This is a genomic window from Streptomyces africanus (genome assembly GCF_002150735.1).
Taxonomy (GTDB): domain Bacteria; phylum Actinomycetota; class Actinomycetes; order Streptomycetales; family Streptomycetaceae; genus Streptomyces; species Streptomyces africanus.
The window spans coordinates 26,121-48,687 of record NZ_MUKA01000028.1; the positions used below are offsets into that span (position 1 = coordinate 26,121).

The 22,567-nt window shown below is 71.5% G+C and carries 17 protein-coding genes and 1 pseudogene; 8 read left to right on the forward strand and 10 right to left on the reverse strand.

What is annotated here, in order from left to right; genetic code table 11:
- Positions 1-2 precede the first annotated feature (2 nt).
- Positions 3-962 (reverse strand): GlxA family transcriptional regulator, encoded by a 960-nt coding sequence (locus tag CCL05_RS04695; protein WP_086559213.1) that lies wholly within the window; start codon positions 960-962, stop codon positions 3-5.
- A gap of 114 nt (positions 963-1,076) precedes the next feature.
- Here CCL05_RS04695 and CCL05_RS04700 point away from each other — a divergent pair, with 114 nt between their 5' ends.
- The 4 genes from CCL05_RS04700 to CCL05_RS04710 all read left to right on the forward strand — a co-directional run bounded on the left by CCL05_RS04700 (position 1,077) and on the right by CCL05_RS04710 (position 5,373).
- Positions 1,077-1,946: an SCO6745 family protein gene (locus tag CCL05_RS04700; protein WP_167409508.1), complete on the forward strand. Its 870-nt coding sequence runs from the start codon at positions 1,077-1,079 to the stop codon at positions 1,944-1,946.
- Positions 1,947-2,060: 114 nt separating this feature from the next.
- Positions 2,061-2,192: an LPFR motif small protein gene (locus CCL05_RS47080; protein ID WP_010042827.1), complete on the forward strand. Its 132-nt coding sequence runs from the start codon at positions 2,061-2,063 to the stop codon at positions 2,190-2,192.
- Between the two features lie 129 nt (positions 2,193-2,321).
- Complete coding sequence (locus CCL05_RS04705) at positions 2,322-4,712, forward strand: Tex family protein (RefSeq protein ID WP_086559215.1); 2,391 nt, start codon at positions 2,322-2,324, stop codon at positions 4,710-4,712.
- A gap of 103 nt (positions 4,713-4,815) precedes the next feature.
- Positions 4,816-5,373, forward strand: a complete 558-nt coding sequence (locus tag CCL05_RS04710; RefSeq protein WP_086559216.1) for a putative glycolipid-binding domain-containing protein — start codon at positions 4,816-4,818, stop codon at positions 5,371-5,373.
- On the opposite strand, the gene CCL05_RS04715 is transcribed toward CCL05_RS04710, so the two are convergent.
- Together CCL05_RS04715 and CCL05_RS04720 are read right to left on the reverse strand one after the other, a co-directional pair.
- Positions 5,370-7,010, reverse strand: a complete 1,641-nt coding sequence (locus CCL05_RS04715) for an ABC-F family ATP-binding cassette domain-containing protein (RefSeq protein WP_086559217.1) — start codon at positions 7,008-7,010, stop codon at positions 5,370-5,372. The two genes, CCL05_RS04710 and CCL05_RS04715, sit on opposite strands and share 4 nt — an antisense overlap.
- Before the next feature lie 25 nt (positions 7,011-7,035).
- The gene (locus tag CCL05_RS04720; protein WP_086559218.1) at positions 7,036-8,055 is read right to left on the reverse strand and encodes an oxidoreductase; all 1,020 of its coding nucleotides are present in this window, start codon (positions 8,053-8,055) and stop codon (positions 7,036-7,038) included.
- A 66-nt stretch (positions 8,056-8,121) separates the two neighbouring features.
- Between CCL05_RS04720 and CCL05_RS04725 the strand changes: the two genes are divergently transcribed.
- A complete protein-coding gene (locus CCL05_RS04725; RefSeq protein WP_086559219.1) occupies positions 8,122-9,069 on the forward strand; it encodes an FAD-dependent oxidoreductase in 948 nt (315 codons plus the stop codon).
- 90 nt (positions 9,070-9,159) lie between these two features.
- Here the strand turns inward: CCL05_RS04725 and CCL05_RS04730 are convergent, their stop codons facing one another.
- From CCL05_RS04730 to CCL05_RS04740, 3 genes are all read right to left on the reverse strand, one after another.
- Positions 9,160-10,884: a BCCT family transporter gene (locus tag CCL05_RS04730; protein WP_086559228.1), complete on the reverse strand. Its 1,725-nt coding sequence runs from the start codon at positions 10,882-10,884 to the stop codon at positions 9,160-9,162.
- A gap of 81 nt (positions 10,885-10,965) precedes the next feature.
- Complete coding sequence (locus CCL05_RS04735; protein WP_086559220.1) at positions 10,966-12,252, reverse strand: M14 family metallopeptidase; 1,287 nt, start codon at positions 12,250-12,252, stop codon at positions 10,966-10,968.
- Positions 12,249-14,204, reverse strand: a complete 1,956-nt coding sequence (locus tag CCL05_RS04740) for a Xaa-Pro dipeptidyl-peptidase (protein ID WP_086559221.1) — start codon at positions 14,202-14,204, stop codon at positions 12,249-12,251. The genes CCL05_RS04735 and CCL05_RS04740 overlap by 4 nt, the downstream gene beginning before the upstream one ends.
- 201 nt (positions 14,205-14,405) lie before the next feature.
- On the opposite strand from CCL05_RS04740, the gene CCL05_RS04745 reads away from it, so the two are divergent.
- Together CCL05_RS04745 and CCL05_RS04750 are read left to right on the forward strand one after the other, a co-directional pair.
- Positions 14,406-15,905: a M1 family metallopeptidase gene (locus CCL05_RS04745; protein ID WP_167409509.1), complete on the forward strand. Its 1,500-nt coding sequence runs from the start codon at positions 14,406-14,408 to the stop codon at positions 15,903-15,905.
- A 112-nt stretch (positions 15,906-16,017) separates the two neighbouring features.
- Positions 16,018-16,911, forward strand: a complete 894-nt coding sequence (locus CCL05_RS04750) for an arginase family protein (RefSeq protein WP_086559223.1) — start codon at positions 16,018-16,020, stop codon at positions 16,909-16,911.
- Between the two features lie 11 nt (positions 16,912-16,922).
- On the opposite strand, the gene CCL05_RS04755 is transcribed toward CCL05_RS04750, so the two are convergent.
- Together CCL05_RS04755 and CCL05_RS04760 are read right to left on the reverse strand one after the other, a co-directional pair.
- The gene (locus CCL05_RS04755; RefSeq protein WP_086559224.1) at positions 16,923-17,402 is read right to left on the reverse strand and encodes a macro domain-containing protein; all 480 of its coding nucleotides are present in this window, start codon (positions 17,400-17,402) and stop codon (positions 16,923-16,925) included.
- A 43-nt stretch (positions 17,403-17,445) separates the two neighbouring features.
- Positions 17,446-18,912 (reverse strand): amino acid permease, encoded by a 1,467-nt coding sequence (locus CCL05_RS04760; protein ID WP_086559225.1) that lies wholly within the window; start codon positions 18,910-18,912, stop codon positions 17,446-17,448.
- Positions 18,913-19,132: 220 nt separating this feature from the next.
- On the opposite strand from CCL05_RS04760, the gene CCL05_RS04765 reads away from it, so the two are divergent.
- Complete coding sequence (locus CCL05_RS04765) at positions 19,133-19,843, forward strand: MerR family transcriptional regulator (RefSeq protein ID WP_086559226.1); 711 nt, start codon at positions 19,133-19,135, stop codon at positions 19,841-19,843.
- Here CCL05_RS04765 and CCL05_RS04770 read toward each other — a convergent pair.
- Both CCL05_RS04770 and CCL05_RS04775 read right to left on the reverse strand, forming a co-directional pair.
- Positions 19,835-22,015: a 3-hydroxyacyl-CoA dehydrogenase NAD-binding domain-containing protein gene (locus CCL05_RS04770; RefSeq protein WP_086559227.1), complete on the reverse strand. Its 2,181-nt coding sequence runs from the start codon at positions 22,013-22,015 to the stop codon at positions 19,835-19,837. The genes CCL05_RS04765 and CCL05_RS04770 overlap by 9 nt on opposite strands.
- Positions 22,016-22,048: 33 nt before the next feature.
- Positions 22,049-22,567: pseudogene (locus tag CCL05_RS04775) on the reverse strand (acetyl-CoA C-acyltransferase); the annotation flags it as partial.

Consider the following 22,567-nt stretch of genomic DNA (forward strand, 5'->3'; position numbering starts at 1 on the left):
GGTCAGGACGTCGTCGCCGGGCGGAAGCGCCGGCGGTACTCCGCTGGGGGCGTGCCCAGAGCCTTGACGAAGGCGCGGCGCATGGCCTCGGGGGTGCCGTAGCCGCTGGTGCGGGAGATCTCCTCGATGCCGTCGGCGGTGTCCTCCAGCAGGCGGCGGGCGTGTTCGAGGCGGACCCGGTCCACGTACCGGCCCGGCGTCATACCGGTCTCGGACCGGAAGGCCCGGGCGAAGTGGCGGGGCGACAGACGGGCGCGGGCGGCGAGGGCCCCGACGGAGAGGTCGGCGTCGGGGCGTTCGGCGATGAAGCGCTGGACCTCCCTCAGGGGCTCGCGGTGTGCGATCTGGGCCGCGAGCTGGGCGCTGAACTGCGCCTGGTTCCCGGGCCGGCGCAGGAACACGACCAGGTGGCGGGCGATGGTGAGGGCGGCGTCCCGGCCCAGGTCCTCCTCCACCAGGGCGAGGGCGAGGTCGATGCCGGCGGTGACACCGGCCGAGGTGGCGATGTGTCCGTCGCGTACGTAGACGGGGTCGGGGTCGATCTCGACGGCCGGGTGGTCGCGGGCGAGCCGGTCGCAGTACGCCCAGTGGGTCGTGGCCCGGCGGCCGTCCAGCAGGCCGGCCGCGGCGAGCACGGACGCGCCGGTGCACACGGAGACCAGGCGGGCGGCGCGCGGCCCGTGCTCGCGCACCCAGTCGACCAGACGCGGGTCGGGGCGCAGGCTGCCCGTGCCGCCGGGGACGAGGAGGATGTCCGGGTCGGGCGCGGTGGCCAGGGACACGTCCGGCACGAGGGTCAGACCGCTGGTGGTCCGCACGGGCGCGCCGTCCAAAGACGCCGTGCGGATCCGGTACGCGCCCGGCGAGAGCAGTTCCGCGCCCGCGAAGACCTCCACGGGCCCGGTGACGTCGAGGCTCTGCACGCCCTCGAAGAGGACGGCGAGAATGGTGCGCTGGGCCATGCCGTCGATTCTTCGCGGGCCCGGAGTGTGGCCGCAATGACGAGGTCCCCACCTTTTCTGCCATGACGCCCGCGACCCTAGAGGGCATACCAAGCGGTTGGTAACCTGCCGGGCATGACGACTGCCGCCCTTGAGCCGCGCGCCGGCCGACGCTGCCACAACGTGCTCAACTCCCTGCATTCCACGCACTACTTCTCGCCCGATGTGGGCCGGGAACTGGGTGCCGTCGGGGTCACCGACCCCCGGGCCGTGAACTTCGCCGTGCGCGCCGCCGCCCTCGGGCCGGTCGGGGCCGGGGCGGTGGCCGCGGCTTTCTACAACTACAAGTACGAGCTGGTGGCCCGGTACGTGCCGGCGGTGTGGGAGACCGCCACACCCGGCCAGGTGCTGGCGGCACGCGCGCGTGCGGTCGACGCGACGCTGCGCCGGCTGCTGGGCGAAGAGGCCGTGGCGTCGGCCGAGATGGCCGAGGCCGCGAAGCTCGCGCTGCGCGCCGCCGAGGCGTGTTCGCGCGGGGCGCGGCCGCTCTACGCCGCCCATGCCGACCTGCCCGTCCCCGAGGAGCCGCATCTCGCGTACTGGCATGCGGCGACCCTGCTGCGCGAGCACCGGGGCGACGGGCATCTGGCCGTGCTGATGTCCGCGGGGCTGGACGGGCTGGAGGCCATGGTGACCCACACGGCGACGGGCAAGGGCATGACACCGAAGTGGGTCTTCGGCACCCGCGGCTGGAACCAGGAGGACTGGGACGCGGCGACGGGCCGGCTGCGTGAGCGCGGGCTGCTGGACGCGGCCGGCGAGCTCACCGAGCGCGGTGCCGCCCTGCGCGAGGAGATCGAGCAGGAGACGGACCGCCTGGACCGGGCCCCGTACGAGCACCTGGGCGCGCAGGGGGTGGCGCGGCTGACCGAGCTGGGGGCGGGGTTCGCGCAGGCGGCGCTCAAGGCCGGGGCGTATCCGGCGGACCTGCTCGGCAAGCGCTGACCGGGGGGTGCCCACGGTCCGGGCACACGTGCGGGGCCGTGACGCATAGTGAGGCTTTGGCGAGGTACCCGGTCTCTCCCGGCCGCTGCGGTCGGGAGAGGAAAGGGGAGTTACGTGTTCCGTGCCATTGCAGACGTGCTGCGCCAGATCGGCGGCGCCATCGCCACCGTCGTCACCCTGCCCTTCCGGGCCCTGGCCCGGCTCTTCGGCGGCGCTTCGTCCTCGACCCGCAGCCGCAGGGTCTGAGCCGCGGGGCCGGAGCCGCGGGGTTCCGACAAGAACCGTCCCGACCTGCCGGGTGCCGCCCTGCCCCCGAGTGTCGGTGTCACCTGCCACAATTGCCGCGCAACCTCAGTGGAGAAGGCGGTACGGGACGTGACGACACCCGGGTCCCTCGAAGTAGGGTCCATCGAAGGCAGGATCGCCGAGGAACTCGGCGTACGGGAGCGGCAGGTCAGGGCTGCCGTGGAGCTGCTCGACAGCGGTTCTACGGTGCCCTTCATCGCCCGCTACCGCAAGGAAGCGACCGAGATGCTCGACGATGCGCAACTGCGCACCGTCGAGGAGCGGCTGCGCTATCTGCGGGAGCTGGAGGAGCGGCGGACGGCGATCCTGGAGTCGGTGCGCGAGCAGGGCAAGCTCACCGAGGAACTTCAGGCGCGGATCCGGGGCGCGGAGACCAAGGCGCGCCTGGAGGACATCTACCTCCCGTACAAGCCCAAGCGGCGCACCAAGGCGCAGATCGCGCGCGAGGCCGGTCTCGAGCCGCTGGCGGAGGGGCTGCTCGGCGATCCGACCGTCGAGCCCCTCGCCGCGGCCGCCGCGTTCGTCGACGCCGACAAGGGCGTCGCCGATCCGCAGGCGGCCCTCGACGGCGCCCGGGCGATCCTCACCGAGCGGTTCTCGGAAGACGCCGACCTGATCGGCGAGCTGCGCGAGCGCATGTGGGTGCGCGGGCGGCTGGCCGCCAAGGTGCGGGACGGCAAGGAGGAGGCGGGCGCGAAGTTCGCCGACTACTTCGACTTCGCCGAGCCGTTCACGGAGCTCCCCTCGCACCGCATCCTGGCGATGCTGCGCGGCGAGAAGGAGGAGGTCCTCGACCTCGTCCTGGAGCCCGAGGAGCCGACCGACGGCCCGTCGTCGTACGAGGGCATGGTCGCGCACCGGTTCCGGATCGCCGACCGGGGCCGCCCGGGCGACAAGTGGCTGCTGGACACGGTCCGCTGGGCCTGGCGTACCCGCATCCTCGTCCACCTCGGCATCGACCTCAGGCTGCGGCTGCGCACGGCCGCCGAGGACGAGGCGGTGCGGGTCTTCGCGGCGAACCTGCGCGACCTGCTGCTCGCCGCCCCGGCGGGCACGCGTGCGACGCTCGGGCTGGACCCCGGTTTCCGTACGGGTGTGAAGGTCGCCGTCGTCGACGCGACCGGCAAGGTCGTCGCCACGGACGTCATCCACCCGCACGTCCCGGCCAACCGGTGGGACGAGGCCATCGCCAAGCTGGCCCGGCTCGCGAAGGAGCACGCGGTCGAGCTGATCGCCATCGGCAACGGCACGGCGTCCCGCGAGACCGACAAGCTCGCCGGGGAACTGATCACCAAGCACCCGGAGCTGAAGCTCACGAAGGTGATGGTGTCCGAGGCCGGCGCGTCCGTGTACTCGGCGTCCGCCTTCGCCTCGCAGGAGCTGCCCGACATGGACGTGTCGCTGCGCGGCGCCGTGTCGATCGCCCGGCGGCTCCAGGACCCGCTGGCCGAGCTGGTGAAGATCGACCCGAAGTCGATCGGTGTCGGCCAGTACCAGCACGACCTGTCCGAGGTGAAGCTGTCGCGTTCGCTGGACGCGGTGGTGGAGGACTGTGTGAACGGCGTGGGCGTGGACGTCAACACGGCGTCGGCCCCGCTGCTCTCCCGGGTCTCCGGCATCACCTCCGGGCTCGCCGAGAACATCGTGGCGCACCGGGACGCCAACGGTCCGTTCACGTCCCGCGGTGAGCTGAAGAAGGTGGCGCGGCTGGGCCCGAAGGCCTACGAGCAGTGCGCGGGCTTCCTGCGGATCCGCGGCGGTGACGACCCGCTGGACGCGTCCAGCGTGCACCCGGAGGCCTACCCGGTGGTCCGGCGCATGGTGAAGACCGCCGGGCAGGAGGTCGCGGGGCTCATCGGCAACACGGCGGTGCTGCGCTCGCTGAAGCCGCAGGACTTCGTGGACGAGACGTTCGGTCTGCCGACGGTCACGGACATCCTCAAGGAGCTGGAGAAGCCCGGCCGCGACCCGCGTCCGGCCTTCAAGACGGCCGCCTTCAAGGAGGGCGTGGAGAAGATCTCGGACCTCTCGTCCGGGATGGTCCTGGAGGGCGTCGTGACGAACGTCGCCGCGTTCGGCGCGTTCGTGGACGTCGGGGTCCACCAGGACGGTCTGGTGCACGTGTCCGCGATGTCGAAGACGTTCGTCAAGGATCCGCGGGACGTGGTGAAGCCCGGTGACATCGTCAAGGTGAAGGTCCTCGACGTCGACATCCCGCGCAAGCGGATCTCGCTGACGCTGCGCCTGGACGACGAGGCGGCACCGCAGGGGCAGGGCGGCTCCGGCGAGCGCCGGCAGCGCGGTGGGCGTCCGCCGCAGCAGCGGCAGGGCGGCGCCGCGGGGCGCCGTGGCGGCGGTGGGGGTGGCGGTTCGCGTCAGGCGCCTCCGCCTGCCAACGGGGCGATGGCCGACGCGTTGCGCCGCGCGGGCCTGGTCGACCCCAAGAACGGCAAGCGTTGACGGTTCGGCTGTGGGGAGCTGCGGGTCCGTTGTGGCTGGTCGCGCAGTTCCCCGCGCCCCTGAAAGCGGCGCTGCGCGCCCTTTCAGATCTAGAGTGGCCGGTATGTCTGCTTCGCGTGTCATCACCTGGGACGTGTCCGCGAGCCGGGGGTTCGAGACCGCTTGGGTCGAGCACGGGGATGGAGTCATGCGGGCGCGCGGGCGGGCCGTCGGAACCGTCCCCGAGCCGTACTGGATCTCGTACGAGCTCGAAACCGCTGAAGGGTTCGTGACCCGGCGGCTGAGCGTCACGGTGGAGACAGGGGCGCAGGACCGCGTCCTCGACCTGCGGCACGACGGTCAGGGCGGGTGGACCGCGGACGGCGAGCCGCTGCCCGGCGTCGACGGCGCCCTCGACTGCGATCTGGGGCTGTGTCCGCTCACCAACACCATGCCGGTGCTCCGGTACGGGCTGCATCAGGCGCCCGGCGAACGGGAGTTCCTGATGGCCTGGGTGTCGGTGCCGGACCTGGCGGTGCGGCCGTCCCGGCAGACGTACACGCATCTCGGCCCCGGGCGGGTCCGGTTCGCCTCCGGCGACTTCCGCAGCGATCTGGAGTTCGACGAGGAGGGGTACGTCGTGGAGTACCCCTCGCTGGCCAGTCGGCTGACGGCCCGTTAGCGCTCGGTCACCTTGCCGTCCGCCACCTCCAGGCGGCGGGTGACGCGTACGGCGTCGAGCATGCGGCGGTCGTGGGTGACCAGCAGGAGGGTGCCCTCGTAGGAGTCGAGCGCGGACTCCAACTGCTCGATGGCGGGCAGGTCGAGGTGGTTGGTCGGCTCGTCGAGGACCAGGAGGTTGACGCCGCGGCCCTGGAGCAGCGCCAGGGCGGCTCGGGTGCGCTCGCCCGGGGAGAGGGTCGCCGCGGGGCGCAGGACGTGGTGCGACTTGAGGCCGAACTTGGCCAGGAGGGTGCGGACCTCGGCCGGTTCGGTGTCCGGGACGGCCGCGCGGAAGGCGTCCATCAAGGGCTCCTGGCCGTGGAAGAGCTTGCGGGCCTGGTCGACCTCGCCGAGCAGGACGCCCGAGCCGAGGGCCGCGTGCCCGGCGTCGAGCGGGACGCGGCCGAGCAGGGCGGCGAGCAGGGTGGACTTGCCGGCGCCGTTCGCGCCCGTCACCGCCACCCGGTCCGCCCAGTCGATCTGGAGGGACACCGGACCGAGGACGAAGCCGCCGCGGCGCACCTCGGCGTCCCGCAGGGTCGCGACGACGGCGCCCGAGCGCGGGGCCGACGCGATCTCCATGCGCAGTTCCCACTCCTTGCGGGGCTCCTCGACGACGTCCAGCCGCTCGATCATGCGCTGGGTCTGCCGCGCTTTCGCGGCCTGTTTCTCGCTGGCCTCGCTGCGGAACTTGCGGCCGATCTTGTCGTTGTCGTTGCCCGCCTTGCGGCGCGCGTTCTTCACGCCCTTGTCCATCCAGGAGCGCTGCGTCTGCGCGCGGTCCTGGAGGGCCGCCTTCTTGTCGGCGTACTCCTCGAACTCGTCGCGGGCGTGCCGGCGCGCCACCTCCCGCTCTTCCAGATAGGCCTCGTAGCCACCGCCGTAGAGGTTGATCTGCCGCTGGGCGAGGTCGAGTTCGAGGACCTTGGTGACCGTGCGGGTGAGGAACTCGCGGTCGTGGCTGACGACGACCGTCCCGGCGCGCAGGCCGCTCACGAAGCGTTCGAGGCGCTCCAGGCCGTCCAGGTCGAGGTCGTTGGTGGGCTCGTCGAGGAGGAAGACGTCGTAGCGGGACAGGAGCAGGGAGGCGAGGCCGGCGCGGGCGGCCTGGCCGCCGGACAGCGACGTCATCAGCTGGTCCAGGTCGACCGCGAGGCCCAGGGAGTCGGCGACCTCCTCGGCGCGTTCGTCGAGGTCGGCGCCGCCGAGTCCGAGCCAGCGCTCCAGGCTCGTGGCGTAGGCGTCGTCGGCGCCGGGTGCCCCGTCGACCAGGGCCTGGGTCGCCTCGTCCATGGTCCGCTGGGCCTCGGCGACGCCGGTGCGGCGGGCCAGGAACGCCCGTACGGTCTCGCCGGGGCGGCGGTCCGGCTCCTGGGGCAGGTGGCCGACGGTGGCGGTCGGCGGGGACAGGCGCAGCTCGCCCTGCTCGGGGGCGGTGAGTCCGGCGAGCATCCTGAGCAGGGTGGACTTGCCGGCGCCGTTGGCTCCGACCAGGCCGATCACGTCGCCGGGCGCGACGACGAGGTCGAGTCCGGTGAACAGGGAGCGGTCGCCGTGGCCGGCGGCGAGGTTCTTGGCGACGAGGGTGGCAGTCATCAGAACGCCGATCTTAATGGGCCCCTCAGTGAGTGACCGCCGTCACCAGGACACCTCCGGACGTGCGCGCCACGACGAAGGACGGTCCCTTGACCGCCCTGGCGTCGAGAGCGATGCGGTGGCGGCCCGGTTCCAGGACGCCGTCGAAGATCTCGTGGGTGCGGGTGCGGGAGAACCGGTCGAGGCGGTACGCGGTGAGGGTGACCCGGCAGGCGGAGGTGATCTCCACGTCGGCCTCGCCGTCGGTGGCGGTCAGGCCGGTGAGGCGGCGCTGCTCCAGCGGGCTGCGGTCCAGGGCGTGTTCGACCTGCGCGACGAGGAGGGGGACGATCGGGGCGAGACCGTCGACGCGGGCGACGGGGACCTCGGCGCGTTCGAAGGCGCGGCGGACGGCGGCACGTTGCTGGTCGCCGGTCCCGGGCGCGAAGGCGACGGCGCCGTAGCCGCGCAGTTCGTCGGCGGGCACGTGGTCGGCGTCGTGGGCGATGTCGGCGCCGACGCCGATGGTGCGGAGCGCCGCGGCGAGCTTGGCCAGGACGGCGACGCGGGCGCCGATCAGCAGGACGCGGCGACGGGGGTCCGGGGCGGAGCCGTTGAGCAGGGCGCTCAGCGCGGCACGGTACTCGGCGCCGCGGAAGCGGAACGGGCCGATGCCGTGGTAGCCGTTGAGCTCCAGGTCGGCGTGTTCCTCGGTCTGCCAGGCGAAGTCCCGCCAGATGACGTCCTCGCCGTCCGGCTGGATGACGGCGGTGACGGCGCCGCAGGCCAGGTCCTCGCACTCAGGGCAGCCGTAGACGACGTAGCGGCCGCCGGGCAGCGGTGCCGGGCTCTCCAGGAGCAGGCTGCGGACCTGCGCGGTGAAGATCGCGGGTGGTACGTCGGAGGCGAGCGGGGAGACCGCGTCGAGGTCGGAGAGCCGGAACAGCAGCGGGCGTCCGTCGACGATGAAGTCCACGAAGTCCCGGTGGATCCGGTAACCGCCGTCGGTGACTCCGCCGGCCCGCATCGCGGGTGCCAGGCCGAAGGTCGTGTACTCGGCACACATACGGTGAGTATTCCCACACCGCGCGTGATGTGAGCACGGCATGGCACATTCCGCTACGGTCCGGGCATGGCTGATGGGCGCGGTGGCGAGATCGTGGTGGTCGGTGGCGGGGTGGTCGGGCTGACGACCGCGGTGGTTCTCGCCGAGCGGGGGCGGCGGGTACGGGTGTGGACGCGGGACCCCGTGGAGGAAACCACGTCGGCGGTTGCGGGGGCGTTGTGGTGGCCGTACCGGATCGAGCCGCTCGCGCTGGCGCGGGTGTGGGCGCTGCGGTCGCTGGAGGTGTACGAGGAACTGGCCGCGGGGTCCGGGGCGAGCGGCGTACGCCTGGTCGACGGGGTGCTGGGCGAGACGCGTCTCGACGAGGTCGACGGGTGGCTGACGGAGCGGGTGCCGGAGCTGCGGGCGACCACGGCCGCGGAGTACGCGGGGTCGGGGGTCCGGGCGCGGTTGCCGCTCATCGACATGCCGGTTCATCTGCCCTGGCTGCGGGAGCGGTTGGCGGCGGCGGGCGGCGTGGTCGAGGCTCGTACGGTGTCCGGGTTCGCGGAGGCCGACGCGCCGGTCGTGGTCAACTGCACGGGGCTCGCGGCGCGGGAGCTGGTGCCGGATCCGTCCGTGCGGCCCGTGCGCGGGCAGTTGGTCGTCGTGGAGAACCCGGGGATCGACACCTGGCTGGTCTCCACCGACGCGGCCGGCGATTACGCGTACATGTTCCCGCAGCCGGGCGGGCTCGTCCTGGGCGGTACGGCGCAGGAGGACGCGTGGTCGCTGGAGCCGGACCCCGCGACGGCCGAGGCGATCATCCGCCGCTGCGCGGCGCTGCGGCCGGAAATCGCCGGGGCTCGGGTACTGGAACACCGCGTGGGACTGCGCCCCACCCGCCCGGCGGTCCGCCTGGAGCGCGACACCCTGCCGGACGGCCGCCTGTTGATCCACAACTACGGCCACGGCGGCGCGGGTGTGACGGTGGCCTGGGGGTGCGCGGAGGAGGCGGCCCGGCTGGTCGGCTAGGGCCTGTCTGCCAGACGCCGCGGAGCAGGCGGGTATCTGTCAGACAGGCCCTAGGACCGCCGGGCCGGTGCTGCTCGGACTTCGGCTGGATCAGTGCTTGCCGATGGGGTCGCCGTCGACGTCCGGGCCGCGGCCCGGGCCGACGCGGAACTCGAACTCGCCGTCGTACTTCGTGTGGCCTGCGATGACGGCCTGTTCCACCGCCTCGGAGCCCATCTGTTCGCGCACCATCACCGGGTCGCGGCGCAGGTCGCGCATGAGGGCCACGCACATGAAGACCATCACGACGACGAAGGGCGCCGCCGCGAGGATCGTGAGGTTCTGCAGGCCCGTCAGCGCGTCGCCCTGGCCGCTGCCGACCAGGAGCATGATGGCGGCCACCGCGCCGGTGACGACGCCCCAGAACACCACGACCAGACGGCCCGGTTCGAGCGCGCCCTTCTGCGACAGGGTGCCCATGACGATCGACGCCGCGTCGGCGCCCGACACGAAGAAGATGCCGACGAGGATCATCACGAGCAGGCTCGTGGCGGTGGCCCACGGGAACTGCTGGAGCACGTCGAAGAGCTGGCCCTCCGGGGTCGCCTCCTTGCCGAGCCTGCCCTGCTCCTGCATCTTCATCGCCGAGCCGCCGAAGACCGCGAACCAGATCAGGCTGACCGTGCTGGGCACGAGGATGACACCGCCGACGAACTGCCGGATCGTGCGGCCCCGGCTGATGCGGGCGATGAACATGCCCACGAACGGCGTCCAGGAGATCCACCACGCCCAGTAGAAAACGGTCCAGCTGGACAGCCAGTCCGCGACACCCTCCCCGCCGCTGGCCTCCGTACGGCCGGCCAGCTGGGGCAGGTCGCCGAGGTAGGCGAACACGGACGTGGGCAGCAGGTCCAGGACGATGATCGTCGGACCCGCCACGAACACGAACACGGCGAGCACCAGCGCCAGGACCATGTTCGTGTTGGACAGCCACTGGATGCCCTTCTCCACACCCGAGATCGCGGACGCGACGAAGGCCAGGGTCAGCACCGCGATGATCGCGACGAGCAGCCCGGTGCTCACCTTGTCCATCCAGTTCAGCTCCTGCACACCGGAGCCGATCTGGAGCGCGCCGAGGCCCAGCGAGGCGGCGGAGCCGAAGACGGTCGCGATGATCGCGAGAACGTCGATGGCCCGGCCGATGCCGCCGTTGGCGTTCTTCGTGCCGATCAGCGGTGTGAACACGGCGCTGATGGTCTGGCGGCGCCGCCTGCGGAAGGTGCTGTAGGCGATGGCGAGGCCCACCACGGCGTAGATCGCCCACGGGTGGAGCGTCCAGTGGAACAGGGTGGTGGCCATGGCCGTCTCCATGCGCTCACCGGAGTCGGCCGGGTCGGTGCCCGGCGGGGCCGTCGAGTAGTGCGACAACGGCTCGCTCACGCCGTAGAACATCAGGCCGATGCCCATGCCGGCGCTGAACATCATCGCGACCCAGGACACCGTGCGGAACTCGGGCTCCTCGCCCTCGGCCCCGAGGTGGATACGGCCGTAGCGGCTGGCCGCGAGCCAGAGGGCGAACACGACGAAGGCGGAGGCGGCGAGCATGAACGCCCAGCCGCCGTTGTGCATCAGCCCGCCGAGCATGCTGGTGGAGACGTCTTCGAGCGAGTCGGTCGCCGCGGCTCCCCAGACCACGAAGGCGAGGGTGAGCACGGCCGTGACCCCGAAGACAATGCGGTCGGTTCTGGGGCGTTCCTGACCGGGGAGGCCCGCTTCCGAACCCGGAAGCGCGGCCCCCTCCTGGTGATCGCTCTCACTTGGTCGGTCATGCGTCACGAGCGGCACCTTTCATCGGGAGGTAGGAGGAAGGTAAGTCCTCCGTACGCCCCTACCACGTGTGGCGCAATTTCACCCCCCTCAACATTGCGTTTCCGGTTTTCCTGCCGTCAGGTGGTACGTTCCGCGCTCGTCGAGCAGCAGCGGCACGAGCGCCCGCAGGGGCTGGCGCAGCGGTACGAACGCGCCCTGCCCGTCCCGGCGTGCGCGCACTCCGTGCAGCGCGAGTTCGTCTCCCACCTCGGCGTACTGCCCGGCTGTGAGCCGGTAGCCGCAGGGTGGGTTCTGGATCACCTCGGCCGGTTCGGGCGCGTCGTTGTCCGCGCCGCCGAGGTAGACGGGGCCGGAGGTGGCGTAGCCCGCGAGCCGGGCTCTGCCCGTCGCCGCCTCGACCGCACCGCGCCGCTGGTCGGCGTATTCGAACAGGCCCTTGAGAGCGTCCAGTTGAGAGGTGACGCGGCGGCGGTTGTTCAGCGCCTCGTCCGCCTTCTCGGCCTCGGTGAGCGGGTCCACGCGGCTCTCGATGAGCAGTCCGATGCCATGCTTGATGCCGGACATGTTGCGCAAAATGCGCTCCTGTCCGTCTCCGGCGACCTGCTTGACCGGCTCACCGGTCTCCGGGTCGGTCCAGATGCCGTAGGTGCCGGTCGAGTGGCCGGCCCGCCGGGCCGCGGGGCGAACGTACTTCTCGGAGAGGGTCTTCGCCTCGTCGTGGACCGCCTCATGGGTGTTGAGGTTGCGCGGCCACAGGTCGAAGAGGTCCTTGTCGTAGTACGGGGGTGTGGCGCCGTACTCGTGCAGGTCGTAGACGAGGTCGGGGCGCTGGTCGCGGAGGAGCCCGGCCAGCGCCCGGCCTTCGGCGGTCCGGAGCGCGAGGTGGTCGCGGTTGATGTCGACGCCGTCACTGTTGCCCCGCGTGTCGGCGGCCCGGCCGTCGGGGTTGGCGGTGGGCACGACGAGGACCGTGGTGCGGTCCAGGAAGCGCCGGGTGCGGCTGTCCCGGGCGTACGCGAGGTCGCGGACGGTGGTCAGACAGGCCTCGCGGCCGGAGGTTTCGTCGCCGTGCTGGCTGCACACGAGCAGCACCGTGTTGGGGGTCGGACGGGTGCCGATCCGTACGAGTTGCAGCGGGCGGCCCTGCTTCGTCGTGCCGAAGCGGGTCATGGAGACGCGGCCGCTCGACCGGTCGACGGTGTCGAGGAAGTCCTGTTCCTCGGGCTGGGTGGTCCAGCGGGCGCCGTTCGTCTGCTCGAAGCCGGTGCGGGGCGGGGAGTCGCCGGCGGCCTGGGCCGGGACGGCGGCCAGGGACGCGGCGACGGCCGCGGCGGTCAGGGTCAGGGCGCGGACTCGGGGCGTGTCGCGGGTCACTGGCTTCCCTCCGGGACGCGGTGGGCGGTGCGCGGATCCCGTACGCCGTCCAGGAGCGTGGCGTCGGGCGTGGCGAAGGCGGCGCCCGTGGTGGCGCGGGCGAAGGCGGTGGCTCCGCCGACGACCGGGACGCGCGCCGAGGTTCGGGACAGATCGAGGGTCAGCCTGGGCTTGTCCGCGGGAGGGTCGATGAGGTCCTTGTCGGTGCCCGCGACGATCAGCGCCAGGCGGTGGCCCTTCGGCACGACGTGGTCGGTGGCCGCCAGGTCGAGGGTGATCGTGTACCGCTTGCCCGGGGTGAGTTGGGCGCCCGTCAGGTCGGAGGCGTGGTTGCCGAGGTCGGCCCAGCCGCGGCTGACGACCGTGTAGTCCACGTCGGCGGTCTTGGCCTTCGTCTCCTTGAAGCAGGCGCTGTCGCCGGCGGTGCTCGCGCCCCAGCAGGTGCGGTCGGTGAGGGTGGTGATGCCCTCGCCGGCGTCGGCGTAGTCGCGGATGGCAGCGGGGCCGATGTCCACGAGGACGGCGGAGAGGTGCGCCGTCGGGGTGGAGGGCGTCGCGGTGACGGTGACCTCGGAGGAGCCGGACAGACGAAGGTCGCGGCCGAGCGGCCGGGTGACGAAACCGGCCTTCTCCGGTGTCGACTTGTCGATCCGCGCGGCCCAGTCGGTCTCGCTCAGCTTCGGGTCGTCCGTGAAGGTCTCGGTGCCGCGGCCGCGGTGCAGGCCGAGGGTGCCGACGCCGGCCTGGATGCCCCGGCCGGGGCGCAGGGTGGCGGCGCGGGTGCCGCTCGGCGGCCAGGTGCTGGAGGTGGTCCACTGGTCGGGCGCGCGTTCGATGTCGGCCATGGGCTCGCGGTCGATGCCGTTGTCGTAGCCCATGAGTTCGTGGTCGAACCAGCGGTGCAGCGTCTCGACCCAGGCGCCGCGGCGGAAGTCGAAGGGGTCGACGTGGCCCGTCTGGGACAGCCAGATCTTGCGCTCCACGCCGTTCTTCGCGAGGGCGTCCCACCACTGGCCAACGTGCTTCATGCGCACGTTGAGGTCCTGCATGCCGTGCACGAGGAAGACGCTGGCCTTGACCTTCCGCGCGGCCCTGACGTAGTCGCGCTCGGTCCACAGCGGGGTCCAGTCGCCGGTGCGCGGGGCGCCGTCGACGAGCTTCTGCTGAACGGCCGCGCACTTGGCCCGGGCGTCGGGGCTGTCGACGTAGTCGGACAGCCATTCGGGGCCGGAGTCGTAGAGCGGGGCACCCTGCTGGAAGTAGTAGTCGTACCAGGAGGAGATGGCGCTGATCGGGACGATGGTCTTCAGTCCCTCGACGCCGGTCGCGGCGACGCCGTTGGCGATGGTGCCGTCCCAGCTCTTGCCGATCATGCCGGTGCGGCCGTTGGACCAGGCGGCCTTGGCGCGGGTGGTGCCGCTGCGGGTGGTGTAGGCCTTGGCGCGGCCGCCCAGCCAGTCGACGACGGCCTTCGCGGACTGGATGTCGGAGCGGCCGCCGACGTCGACGCAGCCGTCGGAGCGATTGGTTCCGGCCAGGTCGACGCCGACGAAGGCGTAGCCGCGCGGCACGAAGTAGTTGTCGTAGTACAGCGGCATCTGTACGACGTCGCCGTTCGCGTCGTAGGTCTTCTTCTGGCTCTCGTTGCCGCGCCCGCAGCAGGAGTAGTACGGGCTGGCGTCCATGATGACGGGGACCTTGCGGCCCTGCCGGGCGGGTTCGCGGGGGCGGACGATGTCCACGGCGACCCGGTCGGCCTTTCCGTCGCGGTCGCCGTCGAGTCCGGTGTCCACCCAGACGGCCTCGCGGATGGCGTTCTCGTACGAGTGGACGGGTCGGCTCTCGAGCGGGGCGGCGTCTGCAGCCGCCGGGGTGAGCAGAGTGGCCATCAGGGCGGCCGTGGCCGCCGTCGCGAGCGGTCTCCAGGTCGTGAAGCGCGTGCGTTTCGGCATGCGGCGGACGCTACATCGGTGAACTCCTGTTCAGAAGAGGGCAGCTGACGGACCGGCGTGTCCGGGACGGACCCCTGGGTCCGGTGTCTCATGTCGGCCGGATGGCGATCGTGTGACAGCAGAGGCCATGGACATGATCAGGGACACAGGGAGCCCCTAGGCTCCGGACAGACTTCGGGACCCTACGACTTGGAGTTTCGCGTGCACCGCAGAATCATCGCGCCGGGAGCCCTCGCCGCGGCCGTTCTCCTGCTGGCGACCCCGGCATCGGCCGCGCCCCACTCCCCCGGCGCACCGGGTATCGGTGACCCCTACTACCCGGCCTACGGCAACGGCGGATACGACGTCTCTCACTACGACCTCAGGCTGAAGTACCAGCCGGCGACGGACGAGCTGGAGGGCACGGCGACGCTCGTGGCCCGCACCACACAGGACCTGTCCAGCTTCAACCTGGACTTCCTGCTGGACGTCGGCGAGGTGCGGGTCAACGGCGCGAAGGCGTCGTTCCGGACGTCGGGCGAACAGGAGCTGGAGATCACGCCGAGGACCCCGCTGGCCAAGGGCACGCCCGTCACGGTCGTCGTGCGCTACCGCGGCGTGCCCTCGTCGAAGAAGGCGTACGGCTTCACCAGCTGGCACCGCACACCGGACGGGGGCGTCGCGGCGAACGAGCCCGAAGCGGCGGCGTGGTGGTTCCCCAGCAACGACCACCCGCTCGACAAGGCCACCTACGACGTGTCCGTGCAGGTCCCGGACGGCACGCAGGCCATCTCCAACGGCAGGCTCCAGTCGACGAGTTCACGCCTCGGCTGGACCCGCTGGAACTGGCGCTCCGACAAGCCGCAGGCCACATATCTCGCCACGCTCGCGGTCGGGAAGTTCGACATCACGACCGGCACGACCGAGAGCGGCATCCCCATCCTCAACGCCTACAGCGAGGACCTGGGCGAACACGCCGGCGCGGCGCGGGCGAGCATCGAACGGACCGGGGAGGTCGCCGACTGGCTGTCCGGCTACTTCGGGCCGTACCCCTACAGCGCGCTCGGCGGATACGTGCCGAACACCACCACCGGCTACGCACTGGAGACCCAGACCCGGCCGTACTACAGCCCGCGGCAGTTCGCGAACGGGTCGAACGTCTCCCTCGTCGTCCACGAACTGGCGCACCAGTGGTACGGGGACGACGTGTCGCTCAAGCGCTGGAAGGACATCTGGATCAACGAGGGCTTCGCGCGGTACGCGCAGTGGCTGTGGTCCGAGCACGAGGGCGAGGGCACGGCGCAGGAACTCGCCGACTACGTGTACGCCTCGCACCCCGCCGACGACCCGTTCTGGACCGTGAAGCCCGGGGATCCGGGGCCGGAGAACCAGTTCGACATCGCGGTGTACGACCGGGGCGCGCTGGCCGTCCAGGCGCTGCGCAACGAGATCGGTGACGAGGCGTTCTTCGCGATCCTCAAGGGCTGGCCGCGCACGTACGCCCACGGCAACGCGTCGGTCGCCGACTTCCAGCGGTACGCCGAGGAGGTGTCGGGCAAGCCGCTGGCCGCCCTGTTCGACACGTGGCTGTACCAGCCGTCGAAGCCGGGTGTGCCGGCGGCTCGGGCCGCGGCGGTGGCGAAGGGGTCGGTGTCGGCGTCTGCGCCGCAGCCGCGGTCGTGGAAGAAGATCGCGGCGACGAACGGGGTGCACGGGTCCTAGCTGCGGGCAGTCGTGCCTCCCCCAGTGCCTTAAGGGCCTGGGAGGCACGCACCCGGCCTGCTGAACGGCCTTCCTCGGTCTACGGTGGAGGCTGCTGACGAAGGAGCCGGACGTGCGCAACGTGGCGATCGTCGAGGCACCGTCCGTACTCGGGCTGCGCCCGACCGGCGTCGAGGAACTGCCGGACGCACTGCTCGACGCCGGCCTGGCCGAAGGGCTGGGCGCGGTGTGTGCGGGCCGTGTCGAACCACCCCCGTACGACCCGGAGCGGGACCCGGACACCGGCGTCCTGAACCCCGGCGGCATCGCCGCGTACTCCACCGCACTGGCCGACACCGTCGGCGGTGTCCTCGACGACGGCCGGTTCCCCGTCGTGCTCGGCGGCGATTGCAGCGTGCTGCTCGGCACTCTGCTCGCGCTGCGCCGCCGGGGCCGGCAGGGTCTGCTGTTCCTCGACGGGCACACCGACTTCTACCAGCCGTCGGCGGAACCGGCCGGTGAGGTGGCCTCCATGGAACTCGCCCTGGCCACCGGGCGCGGCCCGCGCGTGCTGGCCGACCTGGAGGGCCGGGGTCCGCTGGTGCGCGACGGGGACGTCGTCGCGCTGGGGTTCCGGGACGCGGAGGAGTCCGCGGCGTACGGCATGCAGCCGCTGCCGTCCGCGCTGCACGCGCTGGAGCTGGACACCGTGCGCGCCCTCGGTGCGGGCGAGGCGGCCCGGCGCGCGGTCGGGCTGCTGACCGGTGACGGCGCGGGCGCCGGCTACTGGATCCACCTCGACGTCGACGTGCTGGACGACGCCGTCATGCCCGCCGTCGACTACCGGCTCCCGGACGGGCTGACCTGGCAGGAGCTGGAGACCGTCCTGCGCACGGCCCTGTCGGGCGGCGGTGCCGTCGGCCTCACCGTCGCGATCTTCAACCCCCGTCTGGATCCCGACGGGGCGATCGCGCGGCGCCTCGCCGACTGTCTGGTGCGGGCGTTCGACAGGGACGCCCCGGACTGAGACGGGGCCGGTCAGTCCCCGTGGTCGTACACCGTCACCGGTATCCCCCGCCGTATCAGCCGCTCCTCGATCAGCGGCTCGATCCGGGACCACTTGCCGCCGGCGAGGCCGCAGCCGATCCGGGGCATGTGGACGGTCGCGGCCAGTTCACCGGCCCGCGCGGCCAGGGCCTCCAGCGCCTTGTCGATCGCCTCGTAGCGGACGGGGACGCCCTTGCTGCCGGCCCTGGTGCCGCGCTGGCCGATCATGTTGGCCACCCACACGTGCCGCTCGACCTGTACGAACTGCACCGCGCCGAGCCCGAAGTCGTTCCCCGCGCGGCCCCGGTGCCAGGCCCGGTACGCCGCCTCCGGCTCGGGCCAGCGGCGCGACAGCGCCAGGACGAAGCCCTTGCCCCAGCCCCCGATGTCGTTGCAGACATGGGCGATGACCTTGACGCCCTTCACCGACGGAACGGTGGCGTCACCCCGGACGTACGTGATCCCCGACATGACGCCACCGTATGCGCTGCCACTGACAGTGACCCCCGGCTTGCTACTCCGTGAACTGCGACAGCTCCTGTTCGGCCGTCTGCGACACCCGGCGGCGGATGCCGAACCAGCCCGCGACCAGCATGGCCGCGATCACCGGGATGAGCAGGAGCGTCTTGCGGCCGACCTCCGGGTCGTTCCACATCATGCCGAGGCAGGCCAGCAGGAAGGCGATCGTGGTGATCTCCGTGACCGGGCTGCCGGGGAGCCGGAAGGAGGGCCGCTCGACCAGGCCCGCCCTGGCGTGGCGGACGAAGACCAGGTGGCAGATCATGATGATCACCCAGGTGCTGATGATGCCGAGCGAGGCGACGTTCAGCACGATCTCGAAGGCCTGCGCCGGCACGAGGAAGTTCAGGCCGACGCCGAGCACGCACACCGCGCAGGTCAGCAGGATGCCGCCGTAGGGAACCTGGCTGCGGTTCATGCGGGCGGTGAACTTCGGCGCGGAGCCGGCCATCGCCATCGAGCGCAGGATGCGGCCCGTGGAGTACAGGCCCGAGTTCAGCGAGGACATCGCCGCCGTCAGGACCACCAGGTTCATCACGTCGCCCGCCGCCGGGACGCCGATCTTCGACAGGACCGTGACGAAGGGGCTCTGGTCGGCCGAGTAGACCGAGCCGGGGAGCAGGAGAGCCAGCAGGACGACCGAGCCGACGTAGAAGAGACCGACCCGCCACATGATCGAGTTCACCGCGCGCGGGACGACCTTCTCCGGCTCGGCCGTCTCGCCCGCGGCGACACCGACCAGTTCCAGCGCGGCGTACGCGAAGATCACGCCCTGCATGACGAGGACGACGGGCATCATGCCGTGCGGGAAGACGCCGCCGTTGTCGGTGATGACGCTCAGGCCCGGGGTCTGGCCGCCCACCTCGTGCTGGGTGGCGAGGAGGAAGATGCCGATGAGCATGAAGCCGACCAGCGTCGCGACCTTGATGATCGCGAACCAGAACTCCATCTCGCCGAAGATCTTCACCGAGATCAGGTTCACCGCCAGCACGACCGCGAGGGCGGCCAGCGCCAGCACCCACTGCGGAATGTCGGTGAACAGGCTCCAGTAGTGCGTGTAGAGGGCGATCGCGGTGATGTCGGCGATGCCGGTGGTCGACCAGTTCAGGAAGTACATCCAGCCGGCGACGTAAGCGCCCTTCTCGCCGAGGAACTCGCGCGCGTAGGACACGAAGGAGCCCGAGGAGGGGCGGTAGAGGACGAGCTCGCCGAGCGCCCTGACCACGAAGAAGGCGAAGATTCCGCAGACCAGGTAGGCGATCGCCAGCGCCGGGCCCGCGTCGTGGAGGCGACCGCCGGCGCCGAGGAAGAGGCCGGTGCCGATGGCCCCGCCGATGGCGATCATGTTGACGTGGCGGGCCTTGAGGTCCTTGCTGTAGCCGGCGTCGCCCGCGTCCGCGGGCACCTGGGCCGCGTCGCTCGGGGATGCGGCTGCTGCCGTGTTCACGGCGTCCTTGCTCACGGGTGGATCCACTCTCTGGTGCGCCCGAGCGGGTCACGCTCGGCTGTCCGGACGTACATAAGGTCTGCGCCCCCTGTAAAGGCACAGACCAAGGGCCCACCTTCCCCCGCCGTACGCGGCTCACGCGGTGGCGTACGTCACAGAGCGCTACTTCTCACACCGCCGTCACCTTGGTCCCCGAAGGTTTCACAGCACTGGTGAGACAGCGATACTGCTGCACATGACGACCGACACCGAGGAACCGACCCTCACGATCGACGAACTGGCGGCCCGGGCCGGTGTCACGGTGCGCACGGTCCGTTTCTACGGCACGAAGGGCCTGCTGCCGCCGCCGGTGCTCGGTCCCCGGCGCGTGGGGCACTACGGGCGGGAGCATCTGGCCCGGCTGGCGCTGATCGAGGAGTTGCAGCACCAGGGCATGACGCTGGCGGGCATCGAGCGCTATCTGCGCCGGTTGCCGCCGGACCTGAGCGCACGCGACCTCGCCGTTCACCGGGCGGTGGTGGCCTCCTGGGCGCCGGACGCCGTGGAGACGGTCACGCGGGCGGAGCTTCAGCGGCGGGCCGGGCGGCCGCTCGGCGACGAGGACGTCGAGCGGCTCGTCGCGATGGGCGTGCTCCGGCCCGCCGACGGCGGGTACGAGGCCGATCTCGGTCTGCTCCGGCTGGGTGTCGGGCTGCTGGACGTGCCGCTCTCCCCGGAGGCGATCTTCGCGGCGCGCACGGTTCTCACCGAGCACGCGCGCGCCGCGGCCCGTGAACTCTCGCGGCTCTTCCGCGGTGAGGTGGCCGAGCGGGACGCGCGGGACGTGCGGTCCCTGTCGGCGCACATGCACCCCCTGGTGGTGCAGGCGCTCCTCACCGCGTTTCAGCGGTCGCTGAAGGAAGAGCTGGGCGAGTGGCTCACCGAGCCGTCACAGGAGTCAGGCTGAGTCGCTGAACCGCTCCCCCTTCTCCGCCTTCTCCACCAGCAGCGCGGGCGGCGTGAACCGGTCGCCGTAGCGCTCGGCGAGTTCACGCGCGCGTGCCACGAATCCGGGCAGGCCGCCCTCGTAGCCGTTGATGTACTGGAGTACGCCGCCGGTCCAGCCGGGGAAGCCGATGCCGAGGACGGAGCCGATGTTGGCGTCGGCGACGGAGGTCAGCACGCCTTCCTCCAGCAGCCGGACGGTGTCCAGTGCCTCGGAGAACAGCATGCGCTCCTGCATGTCCTCGAACGGGATCTGATACCCGGCCTTGGTGAAGTGCTCGCGCAGGCCCGGCCAGAGTCCGGTGCGCTTGCCGTCGTCGCCGTAGTCGTAGAACCCCGCACCGCCGCTGCGGCCCGTGCGGCCGAACTCGTCGACCATGCGGTCGATGACGGCCTCGGCGGGGTGGGCCGTCCAGGTGCCGCCCGCCTCCTCCACGGCCCGCTTGGTCTCGGCCCGGATCTTGCGGGGCAGGGTCAGCGTCAGCTCGTCCATGAGGGAGAGGACCTTGGCCGGGTAGCCGGCCTGGGCTGCGGCCTGTTCGACCGACGCCGGCTCGATGCCCTCGCCGACCATGGCGACGCCCTCGTTGATGAAGTGCCCGATGACGCGGGAGGTGAAGAAGCCGCGCGAGTCGTTGACGACGATCGGGGTCTTGTTGATCTGCCGGACCAGGTCGAAGGCGCGGGCCAGGGTCTCCTGCCCCGTGCGCTCGCCCTTGATGATCTCGACGAGCGGCATCTTGTCGACCGGCGAGAAGAAGTGCAGCCCGATGAAGTCGGCCTGGCGTTCGACGCCTTCGGCGAGTGCGGTGATGGGCAGGGTGGAGGTGTTGGAGCACAGCAGCGCGTCGGGCGCCACGACGCCCTGGATTTCCTGGAAGACCTTGTGCTTGAGGGACGTGTCCTCGAAGACGGCCTCGATGACGGCGTCGCAGCCGGTCAGGTCCCGCACCTCGGTGGTGGGGGTGATGCGGGCGAGCAGCGCGTCCGCCTTCTCCTGCGTCGTACGGCCCTTGGCGACGGCCTTGGCGCACAGCTTCTCGGAGTAGCCCTTGCCCTTGAGCGCCGCCTCCAGGGAGACGTCCTTCAGGACGACGTCGATGCCGGCGCGGGCGCAGGAGTAGGCGATGCCGGCGCCCATCATCCCGGCGCCGAGGACGGCGACCTTGCGGACCTTGCGGGGCTCGATGCCCTGGGGGCGGTTGGCGCCGGAGTTGACCGCCTGGAGGTCGAAGAAGAACGCCTGGATCATGTTCTTCGAGGTCTGCCCGGCCGCGAGTTCCACGAAGTAGCGGGCCTCGATGACCTGGGCGGTCTCGAAGTCGACCTGGGAGCCCTCGACGGCGGCGGCGAGGATGCTGCGCGGGGCCGGGTAGGGGGCGCCGTTCGTCTGCTTGCGCAGGGTGGCCGGGAAGGCGGGCAGGTTCGCCGCGAACTTGGGGTTGGCCGGGGTGCCGCCCGGGATCTTGTACCCCGGCTTGTCCCAGGGCTGCTGCGACTCGGGGTGGGCGTCGATGAAGGCGCGGGCCTTTTCGAGCAGTTCCTCCCGGGTGGTGGCCACGTCGTCGACGAGGCCGTTCTCCAGGGCGCGGCGCGGGTTGTACTGGGTGCCCTGGAGGAGGACCTTCAGGAGGGCGTCGGCGATGCCCAGCAGGCGGACGGTGCGAACGACTCCGCCGCCTCCGGGCAGCAGGCCGAGGGTGACCTCGGGGCAGCCGATCTTGGAGCCGGGCGCGTCGAGGGCGATGCGGTGGTGGCAGGCCAGGGCGATCTCGTAACCGCCGCCGAGGGCCGCGCCGTTGAGCGCGGCGACGACGGGTTTGCCCAGGGTCTCGATGCGGCGCAGGTTGCGCTTGATGGCCATGCCGCCGTCGAACAGCTCCTGGGCCGTCTCCGGCGTGACGCGGATCAGGTCGCGCAGGTCGCCGCCGGCGAAGAACGTCTTCTTCGCGGAGGTGATGATGACGCCCCGGATGGAGTCCTTCTCGGCCTCCAGGCGGTCGGTGACGGCGGCGAGCGAGTCGCGGAACGCCTGGTTCATGGTGTTCGCGGACTGGTTCGGGTCGTCGATGACCAGGGTGACGAGGCCGGTGCGGTCCTGTTCCCAGCGGATGGTGGTGGACTCAGTGCTCATGTGGAGTGCTCCGTGTGATCCGTCGGGAGGGGGTCAGATGCGCTCGACGATGGTCGCGACGCCCATGCCGCCGCCGACGCACAGCGTGGCGAGGCCGTAGCGCTTGTCCTGGCGCTCCAGTTCGTCGACGAGGGTGCCGAGGATCATCGCGCCGGTCGCGCCGAGGGGGTGGCCGAGCGCGATCGCGCCGCCGTTGACGTTGACCTTGTCCAGAGACAGGCCCATGTCCTTCACGAAGCGCAGCACGACCGCCGCGAACGCCTCGTTGATCTCGACGAGGTCGATGTCGTCGATGGTGAGCCCGGCCTTGGCGAGGGCCTTGCGGGTGGCGGGGGCGGGGCCGGTGAGCATGATGGTGGGCTCGGAGCCGGAGACGGCGGCGGAGACGATCCGCGCGCGGGGCGTGAGGCCATAGCGCTCGCCGACCTCCTTCGAGCCGATCGCGACGAGCGAGGCGCCGTCCACGATCCCGGAGGAGTTGCCCGCGTGGTGGACGTGGTCGATCTTCTCCACCCAGTGGTACTGCTGGAGCGCCACCGCGTCGAAGCCGCC